The following is a 7,571-nucleotide window of genomic DNA, read 5'->3' on the forward strand; positions in this document are numbered from 1 at the left end:
CCTGATAACCATACATCGAACCGTTTCAATAAAGCAGATATGACTTTTAAAATTAAAGTACTGCTTCTACGTGTTTAATAACGTTCTCAACAGTAAAGCCGAAGTGCTTCATCAATGCTCCAGCAGGTGCAGACTCACCGAAAGTATCGATACCAACAACTCCGCCTTCTAAGCCAACATATTTACGCCAAAAATCGGTAACGCCGGCTTCAATTGCAACACGTTTAACACCTGGAGTTAATACGCTATCTTTATAAGCCTGATCTTGACGGTCAAATACATTTGTTGATGGCATTGAAACAACACTAGCTTGGATGCCTTTTTCTGCCAAAGCTGCTTGCGATTTAAGTGCCAAGTCAACTTCCGAACCGGTAGCAATCAGGATAACTTGCGCTGTTCCCGCAGCTTCAGAAATAACGTATGCACCTTTACGGATGGCTGCAATCTGTTCGTCAGTTCGCGCGATGAAAGGCAAACCTTGACGGCTTAATACCAAACTTGTAGGCCCAGCCGTACGCTCAACCGCCATTACCCAAGAAACCGCTGTTTCTGTTGTATCAGCCGGTCTCCATACATCCATATTCGGAATATAACGCATAGCTGAGGTATTCTCGATAGGCTGATGAGTCGGACCGTCTTCCCCTTGACCGATAGAATCATGAGTTAAGACAGCGACTGTACGAATCTTCATCAACGCCGCCATACGCAATGCGCTTTTGGCATAATCGGAGAACATATGGAATGTTCCGCCATATGGCAACAAGCCACCGTGTAACGCCATACCATTCATAATGGCATACATGCCAAATTCACGCACACCATAAGAAATGTAATTCCCCATCTCTTTGCCGTGAACATGCTTGAAGCTGCTGCAGCTAGTTAAATTAGACCCCGTTAAGTCTGCCGAACCACCCAAGAACTCAGGCAGTACTGGAGCTAAGCCGGCAATCACTTTTTGTGAAGCCTGACGTGAAGCCAGATTTTCAGCTTTTGCGTTGGTTTCAGCAATCAACGCATCAGTCGCTTCCTTCCAGTTAGCAGGTAAATCACCAGCCATACGGCGTTTGAATTCTGCCGCTAATTCCGGATGCTCTGCTTGATAAGCCGCAAACTTTTCATTCCACGCTGATTCGGATTTTGCACCTTTTGCTTTCGCATCCCAGCCTGCATAGACATTATCCGGAATGATAAAAGCTTCATGGTCCCAACCTAAAGCGGCTTTGGTTAAATTAATTTCAGGCTGACCTAAAGCTGCACCATGACACTCATGAGTACCCGCTTTATTTGGTGAACCAAAACCAATGGTAGTTTTGCAGCAGATCAATGAAGGCATATCAGTGACCGCTTTTGCGAGGTTAATCGCCTTTGTAATCTCTTCAGGATTATGTCCGTCTACTGATTGAACATGCCAGCCGTAAGCTTCAAAACGTTTTACTGTATCATCCGTGTACCAGCCTTCAATATGACCATCGATAGAGATACCGTTGTCATCCCAGAATGCGATCAGTTTACCTAACCCCCAAGTGCCGGCCAACGCGCAAGCCTCGTGCGAGACACCTTCCATCAAACAACCATCTCCCATGAATGCATAGGTGTGGTGATCAACGATATTATGGCCTGGACGATTAAATTGGTGCGCAAGCAGCTTTTCGGCCATTGCAAAACCTACGGCATTGGTAATACCTTGTCCCAATGGACCTGTTGTTGTTTCGACGCCCGGCGCATAACCGTATTCAGGGTGTCCAGGGCATTTTGAATGCAATTGGCGGAATGAGGCCAACTCACTCATAGGTAAGTCATAGCCACTCAAATGCAATAATGAGTAGATCAACATTGACCCATGACCATTAGAAAGAATAAAGCGGTCACGGTCTGCCCATTGTGGATTGGTTGGATTGTGGCGCAAATGATCGTTCCACAAAACCTCGGCGATGTCCGCCATACCCATTGGCGCGCCTGGATGTCCAGAGTTTGCTTTCTGTACGGCATCCATGCTCAAAGCCCGTATGGCGTTCGCTAATTCTCGACGCGAAGTCATATTCTTCTCCTTACTGATTAATAGATTACTAAATGGTGACTTTATCAGCCTGAGCGGCTTATCACGAATGTTTTTTGGCGTTTTACCCAATAAAGACTGAACGAGTGGTCATAAAGCCACTCGTTCCCGTATCGCTATTCTAGGTTAGCGTGTCTTTCTCTCATTACTTCTTCAGGAATTCCTTTTTCATGGATAATATGAGAAATGGTTGCTTCCAAAAATAGTAAGGTGGATAGCTCGAACACGGTACCCATAGGCATTCCCACTACCTTACCATACTGCTCCGGGTTACCGATTTGGAATACAGCTTCTGCTAAATCGCCAATGGTTGAGCTGCCTTTCGCAGAGATCAAAACAATCTTCGCACCTACTTTTTTTGCACTTTTAGTAAATGCGATCAATTGCTCAGTCTCTCCTGAGCCAGAAATAATGATTAGTAAATCACCATTTTTGATACTTGGCGTTACAATCTCGCCTACGACGCTTACGTCATAGCCGCCATGCACCAATCTCATTGCGAAAAAATTGCCTACCAGCTTAGAACGGCCAGCGCCAGCCACAAATATGCGTTTAGCGCCATCCAGCATTTCGGTCAATTTTACATCATACGAATCATCTGTAGCGCCAAGAACCCCTGAGATCTTGTCTATGATAAGCTTCTGATGCATAGTTATACCGCGTCAACCAATTCGCGAATTTCACGAGCAGCGTCAGCTGGAGAAGCAGCGCCATAGATTGCAGCGCCTACTACGATGATGTTTGCACCTGCACGAACAACGTCTTGAACAGTTGATGGCTTAATACCGCCAGCAACAGAAACACGAACGTTCAGACCTAATCTTGTAATATCGTTCAAATCAGCAAACGGAGTGTGACCGGCAGCTTGTGCGTCAAGACCTGTATGAACACCCATGATATGAGCGCCCATTTCAGCAGTTGCGCGTGCGCAAGCAACTTTGTCTTCTACGTTGATCAAGTCAATTTGAGCTTCTGCACCGTATGCGTTTGCTGCTTTAATAACGCCTGCGCAAGTTGCAAGGCCAGAGACGCCTAAAACTGTACAAATGTCAGCACCAGCTGCATAGAAAGGTGTTGCTTCGTACTCGCCGGCGTCCATTGTTTTAAGGTCAACCAAAATCAATTTTTCTGGAAATCTTGCTCTCAGTTCTTTAACTAAGTTAATTCCGTTATGTTTAATACATGGGGTTCCGATTTCAAAGATATCGACATGAGGAGCTACTAAGGTAGCAAGGCCTACTGTTTGATCGAAATCTAATGAATCTAATGCCATTTGAATTAATGGTTTTGCCATGATGCGTGCTCCGATGGGTTATAGTAATAGTTATAATTTTAGTTACTTACTCTTTATGCGAGCGCAACTTTAAAGTAGAAAGGGGACCGATGTCAATGCCCAATGCTTAATGTTCTGCGTTGACGCATCGATAACAGCTGAATGAGAGAATATACAAGCAAAAATGTTACAGACTTAAGTTTTATTATCTATCGCAATCAAACTTCTCCATGAAGTAAAACGCAATATCGCTTTTAGCAAGATAAATTACTAATCAATTGCTAACAAAATTGTACAGCGAAGCCTTTCACGCCAGAGCCCGCAAACACTATCAAGAGCTTTTTGTTCAAGCTATACTCATACAATAGCCCTGTCTCAACCCTAATAGCGTGCTTGAATAGCTTTTTACTAGCCGATAATCAAGAATAGTCACAACTAAAACTCAACGAGACACGCATTCCACAACTCGATGTAAATTACAATAACAAATCCAACCAAGAGAGAAACAGCCCAATGGAACCTTTTACTAATATACGCGCACTCATCATCGACATGGATGGCGTTTTATGGCACGGCGACCAGCCAATGCCCGGCTTGACCGATTTTTTTCAAACTCTACGTGAACAGCAAATTCGCTTTATTCTGGCAACCAACAACGCCCGCCTAACTCAAGAGCAATACGTCGACAAACTTGCGAAAATGGGGGTACAAGTCACCCGTAATGAAATACTGACCTCCAGCATGGCTACAGCTCTGTATCTTAGCGAACACACAAATCCGGCTGAAAACCGCGTATACGTTATTGGCGAAGATGGCGCTAAACAGCCGCTTCTTGAGCAAGGATTCACATTGACTGAGCTGTACGAATTAAATGATGACAAAGATAATCCCAACATGGGGGCTCATATTGTTGTCTGCGGCATGGATAGAAACTTATCATGGGATAAATTGGCAACCGCCACACTGAATATTCGTGCAGGAGCCCAATTTATCGGCACTAATGCCGACACAACACTACCTACAGAACGCGGCCTCACTCACGGCAACGGCGCAATCCTGGCCGCACTGGAAGCGGCTACCGGCATAACCCCAACCATAATCGGCAAGCCCGAACCTATCATATACCAACAAGCTCTTACATTATTAGGCATCGATCCTGCTCAAACAGTTGCTATCGGTGATCGACTGGAAACCGACATACTTGGCGCAGTTCGCACCGGCATCCGCAGCCTTATGGTTCTGTCCGGCGTATCCACCGAAGAAGATTTCAAAACAGCCGACTATCGACCAACGTGGGTCATGCCGGACATCCGCGCCGTGACAGAAGCATTGAAAAACTAATAGCTACGCGTTAAAGCTAATAGATCGAATTCGATGCCCGCGCCATCATTACAAACCTGCATTTTAACGGAGCCGCCACAATGAAAAAATTCATCAATAGTGTTGATAATCTACTTGACGAAAGTCTGCACGGCTTCGCCAAAGCCCATTCCGACATCGTTCAATTCAATGCGCAACCTCGCTTTATCAAGCGCATAAAGTCCAGCACATCCGGCAAAGTTGCATTAATTTCCGGCGGCGGCTCAGGCCATGAGCCTTTGCACACCGGCTTTGTCGGCACAGGTATGCTGGACGCGGCTTGCCCAGGCCAAGTATTTACCTCCCCGACCCCAGATCAAATGCTTGCTGCCGCACAAGCCGTGGAAAATGGCGGAGGCGTCTTATTTATTGTCAAAAACTATGCCGGCGATGCGATGAATTTCGAAATCGCTGCTGAAATGCTTGATTGCCCACACGAAACCGTCCTGGTCTGCGACGACGTTTCTTTTCCAAAATCTCACAGCACCGGACGACGCGGCGTCGCCGGCACGCTGATTGTAGAAAAAATTGTCGGCGCAGCTGCAGAAGCAGGAGCCGACCTAGCCACCTGTAAATCATTGGGCGACCGCGTCAATCTTGCCACTGCTTCCATGGGGGTAGCATTAAGCAGCTGCACAGTACCTGCCCTAGGCAAACCGACTTTCGAGATTGGCGAGAACGAAATCGAAATGGGTGTGGGCATTCATGGTGAGCGAGGACGCGAACGCATAGCCATGAGTAGCGCCACTGAAATTGTCGACTACCTGTCCGGCATCATTGACGACGATCTAAGACCGCAAAAAGGCCAATCAGCCTTATTACATATAAACGGCTTTGGAGCGACACCTCTTATGGAGTTACACCTGATTTATGAACTGGCGTCTCGGTACTGGGAAAAGCAGGGCATTAACATCTGCCGCTCACTGGTCGGCAACTACACCTCCTCTCTCGATATGGCAGGCTGCTCTATTACATTAAGCTTGCTTAACGAAGAACTGCTTCGCCTGTGGGATGCCCCCGTCCACACAGCCGCCTTACGCTGGGGCTGTTAAATGCTCCGCCAACACCCCCACTAACGCACAAATCATCAGCTGACTGGTTTTAGCGCCAGCATCTATATGCCCTCGGCTACGCTCACCTAGAAATGAAGCACGCCCCTTCGTAGCCAACATATCTCGAGTAGACTCCATACCCGCTATGGCTGCTCGAGTAACATTTTCAAAAACCTCAGGCAAAGCAACTGAATCCGCTGCCGTCTGCTGCAAGCTTGTTGCCACAGGGATCATCACATCCAACATTGTTTTTTCGCCTGCATCCGCCTTTCCTCGTTGCTTTACAGCGTCTACTCCACTTGCAAATACCTCGGCAAACGTTTGCAAATTCAAAGGCCGATCACGAGCCGCCTTGCTCATTGCAACAAACAATGTACCGTATAAAGAACCCGATGCGCCGCCTACTGCCGTCATCAAGGTCATACCGATTTTCTGCCAAGCGGCAACCCAATCGAGCCGGGCCAACTCATCGCTTTGAGCCAACAAAGCTTTAATACCGCGCTGCAAATTCGTCACATGATCGCCGTCTCCGATAGCTTGATCCAGGGCCGTAACTTCCTCGGCATTTGCCTCGATTGCACGATCTATTGCCTGAATCAGACTGGGTAATAATGCAGGAACTAATTGCATGACATCCTCCTATTCAAAAAAATAATCCGGGCGACGAATAATTCACCCGTTCAGTAAATCATACCCTAAGCGGCATTTCATAAGTTAAGTTAAAATACCCCGGCTCTACATTTGATTCAATCAAACACCACCATTACTTTACTGACCACAAAATTACTATAAATGTCCATTTCGCTTACCGTTCTTGAAAATATCATCCGCGAAGCCGGATCAATTGCCATGAGTCATTTTAACGACCTGCAAAATTTAGCAATAACTAAAAAAAGCCCACGCGACTTAGTCACCGATGCCGACGTCGCTGTTGAAGCTTTTTTACGAGAAGCCCTTGCCAAACATTACCCACAATTCGGCTTTTGGGGAGAAGAAAGCGGAAAAAGCGAAAACCAATCCAGCCGTTGGATAGTCGACCCGATTGATGGAACCCACTCATTTTCGCGGGGCCAATATTTCTGGGGCATCAGCGTTGCGTTGGAAATCGACCGGGAGCTTATATTCGGAGCCGTTTATGCACCCGCGTTAGACGATTACTATGTCGCAGAAAAAGGCAAAGGTGCCTGGAAAAACGGCCGCCCCATTAGCGTCTCCAACGAAAACAACCTTGCCGACGCGATGGTCGGAACAGGATTCGCCTGCTTACGCTCTTATTTAAAAGATAACAACCTGCAACGTTTTTGCAGAATCGCCGAAATGACAACCGGGCAGCGCCGTTTTGGCTCTGCCGCAATAGATTTATGCCTGGTTGCGGACGGCCAGATTGATGCTTTTTGGGAACAGGAGTTGAACTTGTATGATGTTGCCGCCGGCGCGTTGATTGCCAGCGAAGCGGGGGCTACGGTTACTGACTTTCAAGGCAATGAAGGGATTTTTCCGAAGAATATTTTGGTGACCAACGGAGAGATTCTTAAACAGATACTACTACTTATGTAACACCATTAGATTGATTAAAAATAGCCCCCAAAGCTCTCTTTTGGCCGTTTATTTAAAAAATAACCTACATTTAGTCATACAGATCGAGACGACATTACCAAGAATTCAGGATTTAGGACCTACCATACCACTATTGTATTCATAGATAGGAAAAAACACGACGACTATTTGCTACCCTTATTAATTAGAATAGAACTTACGCATTGACAGCCGGTATAGAATATGAGGCATGAACTAACCCTAGGCAACGGAAGGCCCGCCCGTGATAAGAAAA

At 46.4% G+C, this 7,571-nt stretch carries 7 protein-coding genes; 3 read left to right on the plus strand and 4 right to left on the minus strand.

Going from position 1 to position 7,571, the window contains the following annotated elements; genetic code table 11:
• Positions 1-52: 52 nt before the first annotated feature.
• The 3 genes from tkt to hxlA all read right to left on the minus strand — a co-directional run bounded on the left by tkt (position 53) and on the right by hxlA (position 3,350).
• Positions 53-2,038: a transketolase gene (tkt, locus tag EKO24_RS02840; RefSeq protein WP_127030307.1), complete on the minus strand. Its 1,986-nt coding sequence runs from the start codon at positions 2,036-2,038 to the stop codon at positions 53-55.
• A gap of 134 nt (positions 2,039-2,172) precedes the next feature.
• Positions 2,173-2,706, minus strand: coding sequence for a 6-phospho-3-hexuloisomerase (gene hxlB / locus EKO24_RS02845; protein ID WP_127030308.1), 534 nt, complete (start codon positions 2,704-2,706; stop codon positions 2,173-2,175).
• Between the two features lie 2 nt (positions 2,707-2,708).
• The gene (gene hxlA / locus EKO24_RS02850; protein WP_127030309.1) at positions 2,709-3,350 is read right to left on the minus strand and encodes a 3-hexulose-6-phosphate synthase; all 642 of its coding nucleotides are present in this window, start codon (positions 3,348-3,350) and stop codon (positions 2,709-2,711) included.
• Between the two features lie 492 nt (positions 3,351-3,842).
• Here hxlA and EKO24_RS02855 point away from each other — a divergent pair, with 492 nt between their 5' ends.
• Entirely contained in the window at positions 3,843-4,670 is an 828-nt protein-coding gene (locus EKO24_RS02855) for an HAD-IIA family hydrolase (protein WP_127030310.1), read from the plus strand.
• 80 nt (positions 4,671-4,750) lie between these two features.
• Positions 4,751-5,740: a dihydroxyacetone kinase subunit DhaK gene (gene dhaK, locus EKO24_RS02860; protein WP_127030311.1), complete on the plus strand. Its 990-nt coding sequence runs from the start codon at positions 4,751-4,753 to the stop codon at positions 5,738-5,740.
• On the opposite strand, the gene dhaL is transcribed toward dhaK, so the two are convergent.
• Positions 5,723-6,370, minus strand: a complete 648-nt coding sequence (gene dhaL, locus EKO24_RS02865) for a dihydroxyacetone kinase subunit DhaL (protein ID WP_127030312.1) — start codon at positions 6,368-6,370, stop codon at positions 5,723-5,725. The genes dhaK and dhaL overlap by 18 nt on opposite strands.
• Positions 6,371-6,532: 162 nt before the next feature.
• Here dhaL and EKO24_RS02870 point away from each other — a divergent pair, with 162 nt between their 5' ends.
• Positions 6,533-7,297 (plus strand): inositol monophosphatase family protein, encoded by a 765-nt coding sequence (locus tag EKO24_RS02870; RefSeq protein WP_127030313.1) that lies wholly within the window; start codon positions 6,533-6,535, stop codon positions 7,295-7,297.
• The last annotated feature ends 274 nt before the right edge of the window (positions 7,298-7,571 follow it).

Source organism: Candidatus Methylobacter oryzae (assembly GCF_003994235.2).
In the GTDB taxonomy this organism is placed as follows: domain Bacteria; phylum Pseudomonadota; class Gammaproteobacteria; order Methylococcales; family Methylomonadaceae; genus Methylobacter_A; species Methylobacter_A oryzae.

What these genes read in the sequence shown, in the direction of transcription:
- tkt (WP_127030307.1), bottom strand. Translation starts at nt 2,038, where the DNA reads ATGACTTCGCGTCGAGAATTAGCGAACGCCATACGGGCTTTGAGCATG.
- hxlB (WP_127030308.1), bottom strand. Translation starts at nt 2,706, where the DNA reads ATGCATCAGAAGCTTATCATAGACAAGATCTCAGGGGTTCTTGGCGCT.
- hxlA (WP_127030309.1), bottom strand. Translation starts at nt 3,350, where the DNA reads ATGGCAAAACCATTAATTCAAATGGCATTAGATTCATTAGATTTCGAT.
- EKO24_RS02855 (WP_127030310.1), top strand. Translation starts at nt 3,843, where the DNA reads ATGGAACCTTTTACTAATATACGCGCACTCATCATCGACATGGATGGC.
- dhaK (WP_127030311.1), top strand. Translation starts at nt 4,751, where the DNA reads ATGAAAAAATTCATCAATAGTGTTGATAATCTACTTGACGAAAGTCTG.
- dhaL (WP_127030312.1), bottom strand. Translation starts at nt 6,370, where the DNA reads ATGCAATTAGTTCCTGCATTATTACCCAGTCTGATTCAGGCAATAGAT.
- EKO24_RS02870 (WP_127030313.1), top strand. Translation starts at nt 6,533, where the DNA reads ATGTCCATTTCGCTTACCGTTCTTGAAAATATCATCCGCGAAGCCGGA.